General features: G+C 53.1%; 11 protein-coding genes. 7 read left to right on the forward strand and 4 right to left on the reverse strand.

The genetic code is table 11. From position 1 onward, the window contains the following. Positions 1-339: 339 nt before the first annotated feature. The 4 genes from EDM58_RS21540 to EDM58_RS25870 form a co-directional block, all read right to left on the reverse strand. Positions 340-1,965 (reverse strand): family 10 glycosylhydrolase, encoded by a 1,626-nt coding sequence (locus tag EDM58_RS21540; protein WP_122915160.1) that lies wholly within the window; start codon positions 1,963-1,965, stop codon positions 340-342. 101 nt (positions 1,966-2,066) lie between these two features. Beyond that, positions 2,067-3,848, reverse strand: a complete 1,782-nt coding sequence (locus EDM58_RS21545; RefSeq protein ID WP_122915161.1) for an SH3 domain-containing protein — start codon at positions 3,846-3,848, stop codon at positions 2,067-2,069. Between the two features lie 14 nt (positions 3,849-3,862). After that, complete coding sequence (locus EDM58_RS21550; protein ID WP_122915162.1) at positions 3,863-4,801, reverse strand: hypothetical protein; 939 nt, start codon at positions 4,799-4,801, stop codon at positions 3,863-3,865. After that, entirely contained in the window at positions 4,798-4,947 is a 150-nt protein-coding gene (locus tag EDM58_RS25870) for a hypothetical protein (RefSeq protein ID WP_023559194.1), read from the reverse strand. Before EDM58_RS25870 ends, EDM58_RS21550 begins: the two co-directional genes overlap by 4 nt. 177 nt (positions 4,948-5,124) lie before the next feature. On the opposite strand from EDM58_RS25870, the gene EDM58_RS21555 reads away from it, so the two are divergent. From EDM58_RS21555 to EDM58_RS21585, 7 genes are read left to right on the forward strand one after another with little or no spacing between them, the layout of a single operon-like run. Continuing rightward, entirely contained in the window at positions 5,125-6,918 is a 1,794-nt protein-coding gene (locus tag EDM58_RS21555; protein ID WP_122915163.1) for a vWA domain-containing protein, read from the forward strand. A gap of 13 nt (positions 6,919-6,931) precedes the next feature. Continuing rightward, positions 6,932-10,297, forward strand: coding sequence for a tubulin-like doman-containing protein (locus EDM58_RS21560; protein ID WP_122915164.1), 3,366 nt, complete (start codon positions 6,932-6,934; stop codon positions 10,295-10,297). Positions 10,298-10,336: 39 nt separating this feature from the next. Beyond that, positions 10,337-12,691 carry a hypothetical protein gene (locus tag EDM58_RS21565; RefSeq protein WP_122915165.1) on the forward strand — a complete coding sequence of 785 codons (2,355 nt, stop codon included), beginning with the start codon at positions 10,337-10,339 and terminating at the stop codon, positions 12,689-12,691. Further along, complete coding sequence (locus EDM58_RS21570) at positions 12,672-13,958, forward strand: vWA domain-containing protein (RefSeq protein ID WP_122915166.1); 1,287 nt, start codon at positions 12,672-12,674, stop codon at positions 13,956-13,958. The genes EDM58_RS21565 and EDM58_RS21570 overlap by 20 nt, the downstream gene beginning before the upstream one ends. 19 nt (positions 13,959-13,977) lie before the next feature. Continuing rightward, positions 13,978-14,613, forward strand: a complete 636-nt coding sequence (locus tag EDM58_RS21575; protein ID WP_122915167.1) for a beta-mannanase — start codon at positions 13,978-13,980, stop codon at positions 14,611-14,613. A gap of 11 nt (positions 14,614-14,624) precedes the next feature. Then, the gene (locus EDM58_RS21580; protein WP_122915168.1) at positions 14,625-15,890 is read left to right on the forward strand and encodes a TRAFAC clade GTPase domain-containing protein; all 1,266 of its coding nucleotides are present in this window, start codon (positions 14,625-14,627) and stop codon (positions 15,888-15,890) included. Further along, positions 15,890-18,388, forward strand: coding sequence for a GAP1-N2 domain-containing protein (locus tag EDM58_RS21585; protein WP_122915169.1), 2,499 nt, complete (start codon positions 15,890-15,892; stop codon positions 18,386-18,388). The genes EDM58_RS21580 and EDM58_RS21585 overlap by 1 nt, the downstream gene beginning before the upstream one ends. Positions 18,389-18,395 lie beyond the last annotated feature (7 nt).

Consider the following 18,395-nt stretch of genomic DNA (forward strand, 5'->3'; position numbering starts at 1 on the left):
CATAATACGAAAAAGGGAAAAGGCTCCAGGCGGGTTGGGATCTTTGCTAGGGGGTTTCACTGGCCGCCTCCCACTCCAAAGGCGGAACCGCGTCCAAAAGCAGCCGCTTCGAAGAAGCGCATCAAGGTTGGACGCTAAAAACGTGTTCCGCCTTTTCCGTTCCGGCTTGGTCAAGATCCCAAATGCCTTCGCTTTTTTCCCTTTTTCCTCAGCCAGCCTCAGTTGTTTACCAAACCTCACCCTGTGGAATCTCATGGAGTATTTGAAAATCAAAAAGCCCCGCAAGCCTTATCAGAGCAGAAAACTCTCTGTCTAGGCAGCGGGGCTTGTCCATTTTGCTTAACGGCTGAAATAGTAATTGCGAAGCTCCTGAATCAAGCCAAGTGGATTTTTGCGCAAATCCTTGGCGCTGAAGAAGATGCTTCCTTTCACTTCTGGATGCATCGTGTTGTAGTTGAGCTGATTGATGATCTCCTGCGCGTTTTGCCATCCGGCTTCATTGGTTCCCAGCTTGTATGGGGCATGGCCGATGTACAGGGTGACATCTGTGCCGCGCACTTCATTGGCCCACCAGGTGACGAGCTTGTCGTACTGGGCAGGGGCAAAGGACATGCTCCAGTAGATTTGCGGTGTCACATAATCGATCCAGCCCTGCTGAATCCAGGTGCGCACGTCCGCATGCATGTGATCGTACGCGGTAACGCCGGCTTTGGTGTCCGATCCCGTCTGATCGACAGCCTTGTTGCGCCATACGCCAAACGGACTGATGCCGAATTGCACCTGCGGCTTCACGCTCTTGATCGATTGGTCGAGCTGTTGTACGAACTGGTTGATATTGTCTCGGCGCCAAGCAGCTTTATCCGTGAAGCCTTTGCTGTTGTACGCCTTGAAGGTAGCGTCATCAGGGAAGTTGCCATTGGACGGATAGAAGTAATCATCCAAATGAACCCCGTCGATGTCGTAACGATTCACAACCTCCATAATCGTGGCAATAATGTGCTGACGCGCTTCCGGTATGCCTGGATTGATATATGGCTTGTTGCCGGAATTGACGATCCATTGCGGATGCTGTTTCACGACGTTGTTTGCAGCCAGCGTCTCTGTCTTGGCATCGGTTGCGGCGCGGAACGGGTTGAACCAGGCGTGGAACTGCATACCGCGACGATGTGTTTCCTCAACCATGAAAGCGAGCGGATCATAGCCCGGGTCTTTCCCTTGCGTCCCCGTCAAAAACTTGCTCCACGGTACGAGGGTGGAAGGGTAGATCGCATCAGCTGCAGGGCGCACCTGTACGAAGACTGCGTTCAAGCCCATATTCTGCAGCTCGTCCAGCATTTGCACGTACTCTTGCTTTTGTTTTTCCTGATTCCCGTAGGAACCTGCAGATGGCCAATCCAGATTGAAAACGGTGGAAATCCACACGCCGCGCAGGGCAGTCTGTCCGCTAGGCTGGTTTATCGGGGGAGCCGTAATATCCTGCGGCGGCATCGGCTCAGGTACAGGTGTCGTTGCGATTGGGTTATTGCCTGTGAGCAAGGTAATGGTCCGGGTAGATTGTTCCCAGCCGACTTGCAGGCCGAGCTGTTCCGAAACGAAGCGCAGCGGCACCATGGTCCGTCCTCCCCGATTCTCTACCGAGGCATCCAAGCCGATTTGCCCATCGTTCACCAAGGCGAATTTTTGATTCACCTTCATTGAAAGGACAGTGCCATCCTTGATGATGGTGGCTGTTTGGGACTGTCCATCCCAAAATACCTCTGCACCCAAATTCTCACTGATGACCCGCAGCGGAACCATCGTGACATTTACCTTTGGGATGATGTACGGGGAGACATCGCTATGTATCTGTTGCCCGTCCAAGAAGATGCTGATCACAGGTGTGTTTTGTGCTTGTGCCGGGGCGCTTGCTCCCGTGACACAGAGCACGAACAACAGGAAAAAAGAGAACCACTTCCGCCATCTCATTTTTGCAAATCCTCCAACCTTTTTGTTTTGCTGTACATTTCTCCACATGCGGTTAGACGCTTGGAAGGGCGCTTTGTTTCGCCAAGAAGGCAGAATTGGGGCTATGGTTCCACAGAGGGCCGAATCCATCCTTGCGTTCCGTCAAAATCAATCTGCAGCCAGCCGTTCTCTTTGGCGATCACCTGGTAGCCTTCTTCGACTACCTGACCGATGATGGCATATGTGTCGCCAGGTCCGGCATACACATCATACGTGCGCAAGGCAGGAATATCGGCAGGCTTTCCGCTGTTGGGATCTGTCTGCTGCCCTTCTTCGGCCTGTATGTTCTCGCTGTCCTGCTCATCCGTCTGCTCCGGTTCATCCTGATCCTCTGCATCGACCAGGTAATCGGCCCATTTTTCCTTGTATACAAGACCGCTCTTCTCCAGGGAGAAGCGGGCGATTTCATGTTCACCTTCACCGACGGGATTCTTTACGAGAATTTGATCGGGCTGTATAGCTTCCCATCCGTCTGCTTCCAGGTCCCAGCGCTTGACGAACATCTTGCGGGACAGATCAGGGACGAGACCGAGGTAGGCATAGGTGCGTTCCTTCCCGGCAGCTTCTACTGTAATGATCGGGCTCTCTTCGCTGCCCAAAGTATCGGAGAGCGAAAAGATAGCGGATTTGCGATTCAGTGAGAGGGCTTGCTCCAGTTTGACCGCAGCGCCATCTTCATCGAGTGCGGCCATGTAGAGAACCCCCTCGGCTTCATCCCACCCGACGGCATACACCTGAGCGCCCCAATGATCCACGCCCGTCATGAGTGTATCGAGTGTTTTGTCTGGAAATTGCGCTTGCAGCAGACGGCCAGGATCATAAGCGATCCAGCGCTTTTCCAGCTCAGTCAAACGCTCGGAGATATCCTCCAGACGGCTTAATTCCTGATACAGCGCGAGTGCTTTTTCAAAGCGGTTGGAGCGGACAAATTGGTCTGCCTGATGAAACAGGGTTTCAATTTGCCTGTCGATCAACGCCAGCACGTCAGATCGAGACGGGAGGATGGATTTTTGCTCACGATAAGCTTTGGCTCTGTTGACGAATTCCGCCAGATCCTGCTCCCGGATCGTCTGATTGATCTCTTCTTTGGCGTAGCGCTCCAAAAGCGAAATCAGCCATTCCGTAGGAAAGCCTTCCTTTACATAGAGGCGATGACTTTCTGCCAGACTTCCGACGACCTCGTCAAACGTGCCTGCTTGAGCCAGATCGCGCAGCTTGTTGCGCTCATATTGGAGAAAAAGCGCCTCCAGTTCATTCTGCTTTTTTTCTTTTCCTCCATAATATTCATCCGGAATCGTTGCCAAGGTATGGATAAACGTCTGGTCGCGGTATTTTTTATGATCGAGGCTTGCCTGTACCTGATCCTTTGCTTCTTTCATCGCTTGCTGATAATACATAGCGAACTGATTCTCGATCGCGAGGTTTTGGGCAATTTGCTGGAAAAAGGCAGCGACCTGCTCATTCTCGCGTTGTGCTTGCTGCTGGAGGGAATGGTAGTTTTGATAGGCCGCCAGGGTCTGTTCCGCTTCTTTTTGTTCAATGGCTATGCGGGCATTCAAAGCTAGCGATTCTAGCTCCAGCCGCACCGTTCCCAAACGCAAGAGCAATTGGCTCCATGGCTCGTCTTCGGTGCGAATAGCCTGGATCGCGTCTGCTTGGGAGAAGGCTTCTTCCGCCAGCACCAGGTTTTGCGCCTCAAAGTACGTTTTGGCTTGCCCGAGCAAGACGGTTTTCTGGTAGCTTCGCGCCAGTTTATATGCAGTCCCGATCAAGGCTATGATTACGAGTACAAGCAGGATGTTTCGGACCCAGAACGATCTTTGGTAGGGAGAGAAAAGCTTCATAGCGGGGTCCTCCTTCACAAAACGCCGTGGAAGTCAGGATCGAAGGAATGATGCGTCTCAATCCTCCGCTTGACGGCTTCCTCCAGGCGTTCCCAACCTCCTTCGTGATGATGGCGGCTGATCATTCTCGCCAGACGAAGCAAGCGCTCCCGGGGCAGATAGTCGATGTATTCGATAATCAGCTCCTGATACTCGGCTACATAGGCACTCATCCGCAAGGCAGCGCCCGCTATCTGGCCGATGAGCTGCTCGCCGTTTTCATGCAGCAGAATCTTGCTTTTATACCGATTGACATAATCCAGTACGGAGCGTTTGACCAACTGCGGCTGCACCTTGACTACTTCCCGCAGATACTCGACGAAATCCTTGTCATACGTAGTGGGGAGCAGCGACTCCAGCTCAAGCTCCATGTCTTTGCGCAAAACGAAGTGATTCAGATACATGATTTTGCGCAGCTTGATCGTATCGGAGTGCAGGAATTGCCCCACTTCCCGAATCTTTTCATAAGCATCCTTGATGCGTTCTTCCTTGACGTCAAAGCCGATCTCTTCCTGGTGCAAGAGGAGCGACTTTTTGATGGTTTCGGTCTCCTGCGTCAGATAGCGCAAAAAGTCCACGTCTCGTTCATATGCCCCGAATTTTCTCTGCATCACAAAAAAGCACACAAACACGAGAATGCCACCGGCGCAGCCGACAGCAAGCTGTGTCAGCGTATCTGCGCAGAGAATGGCCAACAAAACAAAAAGCCCTAATAAAAGGAAGCGAGTCTGTACATACCGTCGTGTTACCTTTGCTGCAACCTCACGGATCGGCTGGTATTCGCGGCCGCACTCACTGCAATGCGTATCCCAGAGGACGTGATACGTATGGCAGCGCGTGCAGGTTTGCAAACGCTCGTAGACGTGAGCGGTCTTCTGCATTTTCCGAAATTGAACGCCAACTCGCTTTTTCATGGTAGTTCCTTCTTCCTGTTCAACAGGTCGAGAAGATGTTGATCCATTTGGTTTTCAGTGATATTCAGCCGCTTCCATTTCAGAAGTTTGAGAAAGCGGAAAACAAGCAGCAGCACAGCGGCAGACAGAAGAAAGTAGGTTAGCATAAATTTCCTCCCTCATCTTCTTGTCGAATTTTGCAACAAAAGGCCTACCCATATCGTAATACGTAATAGGGAGGCAAAAATAGCATTTTTTCTACTAGCACTTCTCAATATAGTGGTAATATTGTCATAATGTACCTCTATTTGCAACAATCTTAGAACAGTGGAGGGGTTTCACAGATGGTGATGCGATTCGAAAAGCTGCTTCGAAACCTGCTTTGTGTGGCGCTTCTGCTGGGTTCAGTAATGACAGGCGCGAATCTGGCTTTTGCCGGGACCAGCGGAAGCAACATGGATGCGGTGTTGGTTGTGGATGTCAGTACCTCCATGAACCAAAGCGATAAAAACAAAGTAAGCAACGAAGCCATGAAGATGTTCGTCGATATGACGTCGATTCAAGCGAACAAAATCGGAATTATCTCTTATACGGATAAAATCGAACGGGAAAAGGCCATGATCCAGGTCAATTCCGAGCAAGACAAGAACGAAATCAAGGCGTTTATCGACAGCCTGCAAAAAGGGGCGTACACCGATATTGCAGTCGGCGTAAAAGAGGCGGTCAAAATTTTGGACGCCGGACGTGATCCTTCCAACTCCCCGATCATCGTCCTTCTGGCGGACGGAAACAACTATCTGAATGCAGCGTCTGGGCGCACACAGGCGATGTCCGATCAGGAATTGCAAGCTTCTATAAAGGAAGCGCAAAGCAAAGGGTATCCCATCTATACGATCGGACTCAACGCCGATGGACAATTGAACCGTACGACGCTGGAGAAAATCGCGAAGGAGACCAACGGCAAATTCTTCGAGACGAGCACAGCCGACAAATTGCCGCAGATCCTGAGCGAGATTTTTGCCAACCATCTGAAGCTGAAAGTAGTTCCGATCACCAATTTTACGTCCAACGGCCAGACGCAAGACGTAGCGATCTCCATCCCCAATGCCAATGTGATGGAAGCCAACATTTCGATCATGTCGCAAAAGGCAGTAGAAGTAAAATTGTTTGATCCTTCGGGCAAGGAAGTACATATCCCTTCCGATCAGGTCCGACTCTCCCGCTCATCGGCGTATACGATGCTCAAAATCGTCAAGCCGCAGCAAGGCGAGTGGAAGCTGCAGGTAAAAGGGGTGCCGCAGGATAAAATCGACATCAACATGATCTTCAACTACGAGCTGCAGTTGGAGATGGAGCCGGTCGCAAGCAAGACGTATCAAGCAGGGGACGTCATCCCTGTAAAAGCAGCTCTGGTCAGCAATGGACAGAAGGTAGCAAGCCCGGATCTGTACAGCCAGATGAAGGCTACCCTGCTGGTCCATGATCTCACCGACCAGAAAACGAGTGAAGTAGCCATTACCAATACCGGCAGCGGTTTTGAAGGTAGCTTTACGATTCCGGCCGATCACAAGTACGAGATCAGTGTTAAGGCAGAGGACAGCAGCTTTTATCGCGAGACACAGCCATTGACCATTGACGCATCGGCAGCAGGCAGCGGCACAGCCACTCCGACACCGCCGCCGGCAGGCGAGAATGCTGCGCCTGAAGAGCCGTTCCCGTGGCTCACAGTCGTCATCGTGGCTCTCGGCGTGATCCTCTTGGCTGCGCTTGCCTTCTATCTGCTGACCGTATGGCGAAAAGCGAATAAAGGCTTTATCGGACAGATAGCCATTGAGATTGTCGACGAGGACACCGGGGATAAATCAAACCCGCAATACAAAAAGCTGAATGCATTCAAAGGCAAGGTCAAGCTGCACCAGCTTTTGCAGTTGGCTCCGGAATTTCAGGAGACCGAGAAAGTGGTGTTCCTTCCCGGCAAAAACGACACGCTGATCATCGAAAACCGCTCTACATGCCGGATTGAAAAAGGCGGCAGAGTGCTGGATGTCAGTCAGGGCAAGGAATTGAAGAAAAATGACAGGATCAAGATTTCTCTGTCGAGCGTGAATAAATCCGTATTTGTAGACTACATCGTCTAGGGGGGAAACGAGTATGAAAGCAGTCGTAAGAGAACATATTCAGCAATTGGATGTATCATTGGGCGGGGGGATCGTCAGCGACAAGATTCGTGTCGATACCATCGACAACCCCATGCTGGTAATCGGATTGGGCGGTACAGGGATTGACGCCCTGCTCCGTTTGAAATATCAAGTAAACCGACGCTTCAAGCTGCCGGTCGATCCGCTCTCGAAGAAGCGCAAGGAGAAGCCGGACAATATCGAATTCATCGCGTTTGAGACCAACGAGCACGACCGCAACAAAAAATACAAAGGCATCGGACTGGATCCCGTCACCGAATTCGTCCTGCTCTCCAACCCGGAGATCGGCGGTGTCCTGCAAAACCGCAGCATCCTGGAGCCGTACATCACGGATTGGCTCTCTCCGGAGCTGACGATTACTGACGGAATCAGCGGGGCATCCGGTGTGCGCCAGGCAGGCCGCCTGCTGCTGTTTACCAAAATCACGCAAGTTGTCCAGACGATTGAGAAGAAAATCAAAATGCTGACCGAAGGCACAAACAAAAAGCTGACAGTCTTCCTCTTGAGCGGACTTTCCGGAGGGACGGGAAGCGGCTGCTTCCTCGACATCGCGTATATCGTTCGGGGAATTTTGGAACGCGACTTCGGCAGCGGCGGCGTAGACAAGGTCAACATGCTGGGCTATCTCTTCACGCCTGACGTCAATCTGTCCAACAAGAGCCTGAGCTCCCATACCCGCGACTACATCATGAAAAACGGCTATGCGGCGCTCAAAGAGCTGGACTACTGGATGAACGCCGACGAGCGCATGGAGCGCTTCAAGCAGCAGTACGGCAATGTGCTGAATGTGCAATCACCAATGCCGCCATTCAACCTCTGCCACTTGATCTCCGCGACCAACCTGGAAGGCAAGGCGCTGGAGAATGCCTATGACTACTGCATGAACGTGACGGCAGAGAACATCACGAACTTCATGGCGAGCGAGGAAAAGCGCTCCGGCGAAGAGTTCGCGATTCACGACTACATCAGCAACATCCGCACCAACATCAACCAGATGCCAAAGGCGTATGCGGCGAACTATCAGTACAACGTGATCGGCGCTTCCTCCGCGGTCCTGCCGATCGAAGAGATGACCACATATCTGGCATACCGCCTGTTTAAAAAGATGGAGAAAATGTTCGCGGTTGCTCCTACCCAGGAGGACGCGGAGAAATTCGCCCGCAAGCTGGGTATCGACATCGACTCCATCGCCAAGAAATTCGAGTCGCGTGTGCCGGAACCGCTCCCGGGCTATGAAAACAGCGAGCGGCTGAACTATAGCAACGTGATCAGCCAGCAGGTAGTCAGCGTTGATCACGAGCTGGAGCAAGGCTATCTGGCAAAAGCCCGCGAGGAATACATCAAGTGCAAAAAGCAGACGCCGGGTGAGATGATGGAGACGTTCCGCGAGATGATTACGCGCGTCTTCCTGCATCCGCAGCAGGGACCTTTTTACGCATCCCGTCTGATCCACTCGGACAAAGGCTTCTGTCTGATGAAAATGATCTTGTCCTACGTAGAAAGCCTGAAAGCCAATCTGGAGAGCTTCCCGCGCGAGATCGAGGGTGCGCGCGAGACTGCCATAGAAAAGCTGGGAGACGCACGCAGCGCGTTTATCTCCAAAGAGAAAAAGAAAAACAGCTATATCGAAGCAAAGATCAACGAATACCAGCTTTTGGCCGACCAGGAGAAGCTGGAGCAGATGATCGAGTTCTACGAAGAACTGCACCGCCTGTTAAATGAAGAAAACAATCGCATCTACAGCGTCTTTACCGAGATCCTGAACGCCTTGAACCAGATCTTTGACAAGAACGGCGACATCCTGGTCAACGCGGAAGAAGAGATGGATCGCACCGGAAACAAAACATACTACTGGAACATCGTCAGCGTGCCGGACGTCTCCAAGGTGATCGGCAATATCCTGGAACAAAAAGACGCCGACGACCTGATCCGCGATTTCACCAGCGAGCTGTTGAAGCATTCGGATCAGTGGGTGAAGGAGCAGGAACTGGACATCGTCACTTCGATTTCCGATTTCCTCTCGGAGAAATTCGGCGAGCTGATCACCAAATCCATGGAAGAGTTCCTCGTCATCAAATACGGACAGGACGAAACGCTGGATCGCATCGTCGAGCGCAAGATTGCCAGCAAGCTGGACGAAGAAGCGATTCCGGTCTTCCACCTGAGCAACAATCTTGGCAACATGCACTTCCCTTCCTGGGGCTTCGTATCGGTGCCGCTGAAAGCGCCGTCGATTCTCAAGGGGATTCGCAACTACCAGGATACCGCCATCAGCGGGTCTCGCTTTACAGTGAAAGAAAGCGAGGTCAAAAACCGCATTTTCTGGCTGAATACGAAAAACGGGATTCCGCTCTTCGTCTATACGCCGCTCAAGGTATACGAGGAAAGCTACGAGCGCACGATTCTGGATCGGGAAGGGATCGGCCGTCACCTCGTACAGACGGAGAAGAACAACTGGACCTACCTGCCTTCGCCGATTCCGGAAAAATCCTGGGGCGACACGTACCAGAACGCCCGGATCAAGGAATACAATGCCAGCATTCGCCAGCTGTTCGACAAGGCCGTGCGCTTTGGCAGCATCCGCGAAAAGGGGCAGGACAGCCAAACAAGCAGCCGTTACGAATGCGTCGTGACCAAGCCGTTCGAACTGCCGGCAGCGGACACCTCCAAAATGAGTCCCGGCGAGATCAAGCGCTTGTTGGCTGAGCTGAAGGGACATATGAAAGACGGCTTGCCGCAAGACTTCCAACGCGATATCTTCGGCAGCATCAACGAAGAGATGGCGAAGGAAAATCTGATTCGCTACCCAGAGCTGATCCGCCTCATGCAAAACGAGGTGCGCAAATACGAAGCAATCGAGAGCAAAATCCAGGAGTTGGAGCAAATCGTAAACGCCATGCAGGGCGAAGAAGAGCTGCTCACGCGCTACATCGAAGCGCTCTATACGGGTACGATCAGCAAAAAAGGCGCGCTGTTCGTCTATGACCGGGATGAGGAAGAAGAGGCTTGGGAGCCTTTGCTCAACCTGATGAAGGTGAACAAACACGTCGAGTATGCCGTGTACCAGCAGTTCCGCAGCCTCGATCACAAAAAAATGGCGACGCTGCAGCGCAAAGCAGCCAAGCGCAGCGATCAAATGACATCGGCTGAGGATACCACAGCGCTAATCCAGCGTCTGGACGAGATCGCAGCTGCCTTCCAGGCTGTGAAGAGCGAACTCGAATACGACCGTGACGAATACGTAAACGGAGAGGAAATGTTCGACTTCTATAAAAAGGTTTGGTCCAAAGTAAACGACATGCGCAAAACACTTCAATAAGCAAAAACGCATTTTATCTACAGAATGGCGGGAGAAAGCATGAGGGAATGGCTGGAGCAATTCGCAACCGAATACGTGACCGACATGGAAAGACAAGCGGAGAGCGGCTTTGGTCAGCGGGGCATTCAGAACCCCGTGCTTTTTCTCTTCCTGGGAGACAAAAGCCTGGAGTCGCTCCAGGCTGTCTGCCGGATGAATGAACGAAAATGGCCAAACAGCGACGGTGTCCTCTACATCCATGCCTATGAAAAAGAGACCTGGGAGCATCCGCTGGTGGAGGGAATACGCCTTCCCGAGTCAGATGGAAACAAGCGCAAGCTGCGCCCATCGCTATACGAGCGCTTTTCAGAGGATGAATCCATGCTGATGACGCTAAACAAGGTGATGAAACAGGCGAGCATGCGGGTGGCGGAAATGGGCAAACGCTTCGCCACGCTTCAGCAGGTAAACCTCGCTGTCGTGACACGCGCAGATGACCCCGCCAACGTCTTGTTGCCGGAGCTGACCCTGGTGTTGAAAAGCTATCTGGCGGAGCTGTTCAAGCATGTATCCGTCGATTTGTACATTTTGCTGCAAGAGAAGCAGCCGGGGGAGGAATTTGGCTTTTCGGCTGCGTTGAGTGTCAGTTTTCTGGAGGAAGTGAATCAGTACCAGCGCCAAGACTACAGCTACCGTGCGGATCTGCTGGTGACTGGAGATTTGGTCAAGCTGCCGGTCGAGCATGAGCATGCGCCGCTCTTTTCCATCGTCTATCTCTTGAGCGACAAAAACGAGCAAGGGATATTTCTCGAGGCGGGCATGCAGGAGAATGATGAGCTGATCAGCCATCTCGTCCTGCTGCATAACAAAGGGGCGGAACCAAACAGCAGCGACAGCTTCAGCAAATTCCAGTTTATTCGCAACATCACCGGGAGCCGGGTGGAGGCAGCATTCGCTTCTGCCGGCTTGTCCAAGGTCAAGCGTCCGACCCATGCGATTGCCCTGACCGTGCTGGCTGCCGTATTTGACCTCTATTGGGATCGACTCAAAAGGGGAGCGCTGCCCGACAAGGCGAGCGTACGAGAGCGGCTTGGACTGATGTCGCATGATTTGCAAAGACAGCTGCGGGCGGTTTTTTCAGAGGAAAGCAAGCTTGATGAGATGGGCGGGCTTATGACCTCCGGCGTCAGCTTCAAGGAGCTCAGCCGGATGAATCTGCGGGAAGCGGAAAAAGCCTTGTTCGAGGGCAGCAGCCAAGCTTTTTTTGAGACGAATCTGGTCCGTCCTGTCTTCCATCGCCTGGAGGATTTGTTGCAGGAGGAGAGCCTGGCTTCGATCATTCAGGAAGAGTTGATCGCCGATCCGCGGTACGGTCTGTACGCAGCCTATCAGATTACCTCGGAGCAGAGCAGTGTCGGACATCTGCTGAATGAAATACGGCTGGGCATCCGGGAAACGAGCAGGGAGCTGGAGCTGGCGCGAGCAGAGCTGGAAGAAATTTATCAGCAGCGAGTAGACCGCCAGGAGCTTCGCGTCGGGGGTCTTTTCACACGGGACAAGGAGCGGGTGAGAGCGTTGGTCCGCCACCTCCTTGACCTCGTGTATGGCAAAAAGCTCGAGATCCTCGAGGGGGAAATCATTCTGCGCATTCTGCAGGAACGGGAGCGGCAGGTAGGGGAGATCCACCGTCAGCTCGGCAGGCAGATCGAACAACTGGAGGAGCTGCAGCAGCAACTGCACGAGCATGCACGGCGAAGCATCCGTGAGGCAGCCGACTACCTGGGCAAAAACATCGAGGACTATTACTCTTCCTTGGTTCGCGAGGCGATCCAGGCGATGGAGGCGCAGCGGGGCGCTGACTTTTATCTGGAATCCCGCTATATCGGGACCGATTCGCTGCAATTGTACAATGGCGTGGCTGGATTGATCGAGCGGCTTTGCCGTTTTTGCCGTTCGGAGATTTTGCCTCGTCCAGCCTTTGCTCTTTCGTTCGACGCCGAGCTGTTGGCGAGGGCCAATGTAGCGGCAGCGTACGAGAATCGCACCGTGCTGACCCGTGACGATCTGTTCCGGGATCTTGCGTTTGCCTTGGAAGAACGAGCTTCGGTCCATATTGAAATTTTCCATTTTCTTCAAAAACATCGCTACGAGGAAAAATACCTGTTTGCCGACACCAGCAATGACTTCGTACAGTTCGTACTGCGGCTGGACGAAGGGAATCGAACCTATAAGCAGGGATGCATCCACGAGGATAGAAAGAGCGGCATCGAGAAGCTTAACCTGATGGGGGGATTTGGCATCGAGGATCTGATGTACTATCGCAACAACAAGAAGTACCATACCTCCTACCTGGAAAACGGCTTTTCATTTGCCGCCGAGGAAAGGATGAATCGACATGAGACAAAGAAGGATTAATCTGCTCATGGTTTTATGCAGCCTGGTGGGTGGAGGCATTGGTTTTGCCGTAGGAGAAGTGCTGCTTGCGAGCTTTTCTGGGGAGTGGCCGACGTGGCTGCTCATGGGACTTTATTTTGGACAATACGCGCTTTTTGTAGGATTGATGTGCCTGGTGGCGGAGATGATTTCGCCCCGGCTCAACGGCTCAGGCTGGAAGCAGCGTTATGTCGGCGCTTCCTGGAAAATGCTCGTGCCCAGCACCTTTCTGCTGATCGGCGTCGTGGCCATGCTGCTGCAGTTTGCCTACGGCTCCACCTTTCAGAGTGCGAGCAGCTCCAATAATATCGTCATGCTTCTGGATACCTCCGGCAGCATGAATCGGTCCGATCCGGACAGCCGCCTTTTCCCGGCTGCTGCCGACATGGTGCAGAAAATGGAGGACGGGACAAATGTAGCGGTCATTTCCTTTAACGACAGCACAGAAGTGGTCCAGCCGCTGACCCAAATCAACGGGCAGGCCGTCAAGGATCAGGTTGTGCAGAAGTTGCGGGAGCAAACCGGCATGAACGGCGGCGGAACGGATATCGACAAAGCCTTGCAGACGGCACTTGATCATCTGCAAGCCTCGCAAAAACTGGCGAATAGCACGGTGGTGTTGATGTCCGACGGCTACAGCCGCGTTGATTTGGACCGAGCGCTTGCGCCTTACAAGCAGGCGAATGTCGTTATCCATACTGTTGGGATGAGCTCGATAGATGCGGATGGGACGCAGCTTCTGCAGCAAATCTCCAGCGCTACAGGCGGCACGTATTTTGACGTGGCTCACGCGGATCAGATCACCGGTGCATTCGGACAAATTATCGAGCTGACGCGGCATGAGCGCACATTGGTCTCCCCGCGCAGCGATGCGACGGAGGGCAGCACCCTTTACGCCGTCCTGCGCGTCGTAAGCCTGATCGTCATCGGCACACTGCTGGGCTTGGCATTGGGACTGATTTTTGATAATCGCCATCTGGCGAAAAGCTTTACGATTGGCGGGTTTGTATCCGGTCTATTGGCAGGTCTCGTGCTGGAGGCGGGATTTATCGGGGGAGATTTGCCGGCGATGCTGCTGCATCTGTTGGCAGCGCTGCTGCTGGCTGTCGTCTTGACTCTCTTTACCCTCTTGATCCCGGTGACCATCGGTACAGAGCCATCGTCCTTCCAAAGACGCCTGTCGCGCAGCAAGGCTCTGCCGGTCCATAGCGGGGACGGAAAAGCAAGCAGCAAGCGGTTTGATCTGTAGAGTGGGAGCATGATGCGTCATGATCAATCATGAAACGACTTCGGATGTGCTGATCAAGGATGTCGTCTGTCATCGTCAGGGAGAGGAGTACGTCATCAATTGGCACTGGGCTGAAGAGGTGCCATGCGTGTACGTGCACAAAGCTCCGATGGATGCGCCATTTTCGATCGAGCAAATCACTGAAAAACAATTGAAGCTGTATACGCGAGAGGAATACAAGGTGCACAAGGGACTGCGGGAGACGAGCGAGGGCATCGGCCAATACACGTACCGCATTTTCCCTTGCCGCCTGGAAAAGGGCAAGCCAATCTTGCTCGTTCCGGACTCGGATGCGCACATCATTCACATCAGCACCGGAAAAGCGAAGATCCGATACTCGCTGATCCGCAAAAGAAAGTGGTTCGGTGCTTATGATACGCTGCAAATTCGCATTTTTACCGAGATTCCGCTCGCCAAGGACGTCCTCTGCTACGTGAAAAAAGAAGGTTCCCCTCCCATTCACAAGGATGACGGCACGCAATACGCTTTTATCCGCGATCTTGAAGCAGGCGTAAACCTTTTGCCGGAGATCGAGGTCCGCAAGAAGGATGTCATCCGCCTCTTTTTTACGGACGGCAAAAAATACGGGGAACGTTACGAACTGATTCCCGAATAGGAGGGGAGAGCATGTTTACCTTTTTGAAGAACATGTTTGAGAAGAAACAGCCAGTAAAGGAAAGACTTCCTTTTTATGATATCGTCTGTCCGTTTTGCTTTTCCAAATTCGGGCCGGATGAAGTCGTCTTTCGGGCGGCCCATTACCGTCCCGACGACGAGGACTACGCCCTGCAGGAAGACCATCTGCTGAACGCCTACCGCGACAAATTTGGGCTGGATGCCATCGAGGAGATCGAAGCGGTGATTGATCCCGAATCGATCCCGGAGGAAAATCACCTGTATGTGGATCAGGTGCTGATCGGCGTCACGGACCGGTACGGCGTCGTCTCCAAGCGCAGGCTCTGTCCGAAATGCCACAACGAGCTACCGATCACGGCAGGAAAGGCGCCGAGCAACATCATTTCGATCGTAGGGGCGTCCCAGGTCGGCAAGTCGGTCTATATGACTTCGTTGATCCACACCCTGCAGAATACGACAGCGAACCATTTCGATGCAGCCTGCATGCCGCTCAATGCCCAGATCAGCCGGAAATTCCGCGAGCAGTACGAAGCGCCGCTGTTTGAGCGCGGCCAGCTGCTGGATTCCACGCAAAAAGAGAAGCGGCAGGAGCCGTTTATCTTCCAATTTATCTTCAAGGACAGCGAGAAAGCGCCGTTGATTCTGGTGTTTTTCGATGTGGCCGGCGAGGGGATGGTCGACCGGGAATACCTGGAGCTGTACGCCGCACATGTGAAGAATTCGTCGGGGATTTTGTTCCTCGTCGATCCGTTGCAGATCAAGACGATTCGAGACCGTTTTCTGCTGCAGGCAGGCGACGAGCCGGGGGAATTTACCGCCCGTTACGACGAGCCGCGTGAGGTCGTCATTACCTTGTTCGAGAACTTTATCGGCTATCAGGAGAGCAGCAAGACCCATATCCCGACAGCAGTCGTCCTGACGAAGAGCGACATGCTTCATGCGATCAAGGAAGAGGAAGGGACCTATATCAAGCCCAACAGCAACATCTTCCGCAACTTCGTGCACCAGCAGTACCTGAACACAGCCGAATTTGAAAATATCAATGGCGAGGTCAGCCGTTTTATCGAGAAGGTGGACCGCCCGTTCAAGGATGCGCTTGAGGTGTACTTTACCAACGTGGCCTATTTTGCCGTATCGGCCCTGGGCAGCAATCCAGTCAACCAGAAGGTCAGCGGTGTCGTCACTCCGATGCGCGTAGACGAACCGTTCATCTGGCTCCTGCATCAGCTTGACTACATCGAGGGGAGGGAGCGTTAGTGAGTCGGCCGCTCATCTTGCAGCAGTATTACACCCGTGGGCGCCAAGGGATCTTTCGGGCCAATGAAGGCTATGATACCGTCGCCAAATCACCTGGGCTGGACAATCAATTCATCAAAAAGACGCTCCATCCGTTCTGTGTCTATCAGGCACCCCGACAATTGCAAGAGCGATCGGAAGCGGATGTATCCCGCTATCCCAAAGCGCTTGTCTGTTTTCGCGCGGAGACGGGGGAGCTGGTGCTTGGACAAAGCGTGTTTGTCGGCGCCGATTTTACCGGGCAGCGCAATACGTTCTTCAGCCATAATTACGTGATCCCGGCTCAGCTCAGCGATGCGTTTATCCGGGAACCGGCGCGGATCTTTGGCGTCGAATCCTTTCAAAAGCAGCATGACGAAGCAAAAGGCAAGGAATTGCCAGGTCTGGACGAGCTTCCCTACAAGCAAGGAACGACAGGGCAGGACAGACGGCAGGTCCTGCAACGGCTGGGAATCGATCAAACGGTATTCAAGCAATTGCTGCATGCCATCATGCTCTCGCTTTCGGGGAAAAAGAAGGTTTTTATCAGTTTGCCGGGCGATATAGCCGAATCTACCGCGCAGGCCCATCAACTCCTGGAAATCCTCTATACCTGCCTGCCCTATGTGATGCGCAGGCATTTTGGGTTTCTTACATACAGCGATGAGCCGCAGAGCAAAAAGCACATCCATCTGATGTTCGTGGAAGCGGGCAGCATCCGGCCTGGAAACGGGCAAAACGACAAGGATTTTCTCTTTGACTTTGCCAGCCAGCGTTTGCTCAACACAGAGCTGACGGAAGGAAAGCATGAGTATCTCGATTTTGCCTGGGAGTTTTTGCAGGACTCTCGCATTCTCGCATCGTTTCATGAGTTTTGCGAGGAGGTGCTGCAGGGAGCGGATCGCCAGACCGGATTAAGTCTTGTGACGTACTACCAGTTATGCGCTCTCTATCAAATCGAAAAAGGTCGCATGTCGGTCTATGAGAGCAATCGTCCTGCGATCTGGCAGGTGCTCAACCACTATCTGCGCCAAGCTCAACTCCTCAAGAAGGATCGTTTGCACGAACTCATGCGTGCATTGTTTTTGTTGGAATCCAAAGCGCTCTCCCAGCAGATTTGGCCCGAGCTCGAAGTGGTCAAGCAGGTCGCTGACTCCTTTGCTGTCGCCCGCAACGAGGTTGAGAAAGCAGAGAAGGTCCAGTATGTGATCGATGTGCTGTCCAAGGGCAAGAATCTTCAAAAGACCAGCTATGTCGCAGAGGTATATCAGCATGTGAGCGGATACCGTGATCTGTTTCACGCGCTGATGCGGCAGGTGCTGGGCTACAAAGTGCTGGCCAAGCCGTTGTTCGAGGAATATCTGGTAGAGCGGCTGAAGGCAGTCGCCACGATCACGCAGATGCTCAAGGAAATCGAATTTTGGGCAAAGAACGCCCCTCTGGCGATTCGGCATCCTTTCTTCGCCACGACTACCATACCGAAGCTGATCGGTCTGATGATCGAGGAACGGAAAAGACTGGATGCAGCGATGCAGATCCACCATTTCTTTGACAACTTTGCCGGTTCCCCCAGCTACGCGGAGGAGCTTTTGGATGAGGTTGACAAGACGCTGTTGAAGAAGGTTGCTCTGGATACCTTGTCCCAAAAAGATTTCGATCAGATTTTGTCGTTGCTGGAAGACAAGCCGCAAACCTTTTTTGATGGGCTCGATCTGGAAGCGCGCAACAAGCTGGACATGATGATGAATGTGGCGTCGCTGGGAGAGCTATCGGAGATCCCGGAACCAGAGGAGTTTTTCCGCAAATGGGACGGCAATGACATCGAGAGCCAGCAAAAGCTGCTTCAAAACATGCTGGTCATCCCTCTGCGGGAAGAGAGCTTCGCAAAGGTCGCGTTGATTTTCCATGTGGCCGATGAGAGCCAGCAGGCCGCTTTCCGCTATGCGGAGATGATTGCCTACGTCGAAAAAGGCGGGGGCGACGATGCGGTTCACGCTTTTCTGCAATGGGCGATGACGCAACGGATGTTTTTTACGGGCAAACAGCTGGAGCCGGCGTTCCGCAACGCGCTCAAATCGTTTTTTGCGGAAGAGAGGGGGCAGCGGCTGCGTCAGAAGGAATGGCGCAAGCGCTGGTATGCGATACGCAATGCCGACTTCCGAAAGCTGTTGGACGAAGTGCGAAGCGAAACGACACATCCGCTGGTCAAGTTTTTTCGTAAAAAAGGCACAGTCGTGACGGGCTTGATCGTGCTGGTGGCGGCTGGCGCAGTAGGCGGCTATCTCTATTTGCAGCAGGGGGCGCTTCCTGCTGATGGCGGTTCACATGAGCCGGCACGAGTCAGGGTGCCGCAGCATGTGGAATTCGTACCCGTGTACAAGCTGATGGTGGACCCGAAGATTGAACCCGTTTTGATGCAGCCGGCGTTGCCGGAGCAAGCGCCGGAAGCGTCGAATATAGCGCCCCAATCGGGAGAATAAAGAGAAC

It is taken from the genome of Brevibacillus panacihumi, assembly GCF_003710985.1.
GTDB lineage: Bacteria > Bacillota > Bacilli > Brevibacillales > Brevibacillaceae > Brevibacillus > Brevibacillus panacihumi.

Bases quoted from the DNA above. Each gene is read 5' to 3' on its own strand.
- EDM58_RS21560 (WP_122915164.1), top strand. From the start codon at position 6,932: ATGAAAGCAGTCGTAAGAGAACATATTCAGCAATTGGATGTATCATTG.
- EDM58_RS21555 (WP_122915163.1), top strand. From the start codon at position 5,125: ATGGTGATGCGATTCGAAAAGCTGCTTCGAAACCTGCTTTGTGTGGCG.
- EDM58_RS25870 (WP_023559194.1), bottom strand. From the start codon at position 4,947: ATGCTAACCTACTTTCTTCTGTCTGCCGCTGTGCTGCTGCTTGTTTTC.
- EDM58_RS21550 (WP_122915162.1), bottom strand. From the start codon at position 4,801: ATGAAAAAGCGAGTTGGCGTTCAATTTCGGAAAATGCAGAAGACCGCT.
- EDM58_RS21575 (WP_122915167.1), top strand. From the start codon at position 13,978: ATGATCAATCATGAAACGACTTCGGATGTGCTGATCAAGGATGTCGTC.
- EDM58_RS21570 (WP_122915166.1), top strand. From the start codon at position 12,672: ATGAGACAAAGAAGGATTAATCTGCTCATGGTTTTATGCAGCCTGGTG.
- EDM58_RS21565 (WP_122915165.1), top strand. From the start codon at position 10,337: ATGAGGGAATGGCTGGAGCAATTCGCAACCGAATACGTGACCGACATG.
- EDM58_RS21580 (WP_122915168.1), top strand. From the start codon at position 14,625: ATGTTTACCTTTTTGAAGAACATGTTTGAGAAGAAACAGCCAGTAAAG.
- EDM58_RS21540 (WP_122915160.1), bottom strand. From the start codon at position 1,965: ATGAGATGGCGGAAGTGGTTCTCTTTTTTCCTGTTGTTCGTGCTCTGT.
- EDM58_RS21545 (WP_122915161.1), bottom strand. From the start codon at position 3,848: ATGAAGCTTTTCTCTCCCTACCAAAGATCGTTCTGGGTCCGAAACATC.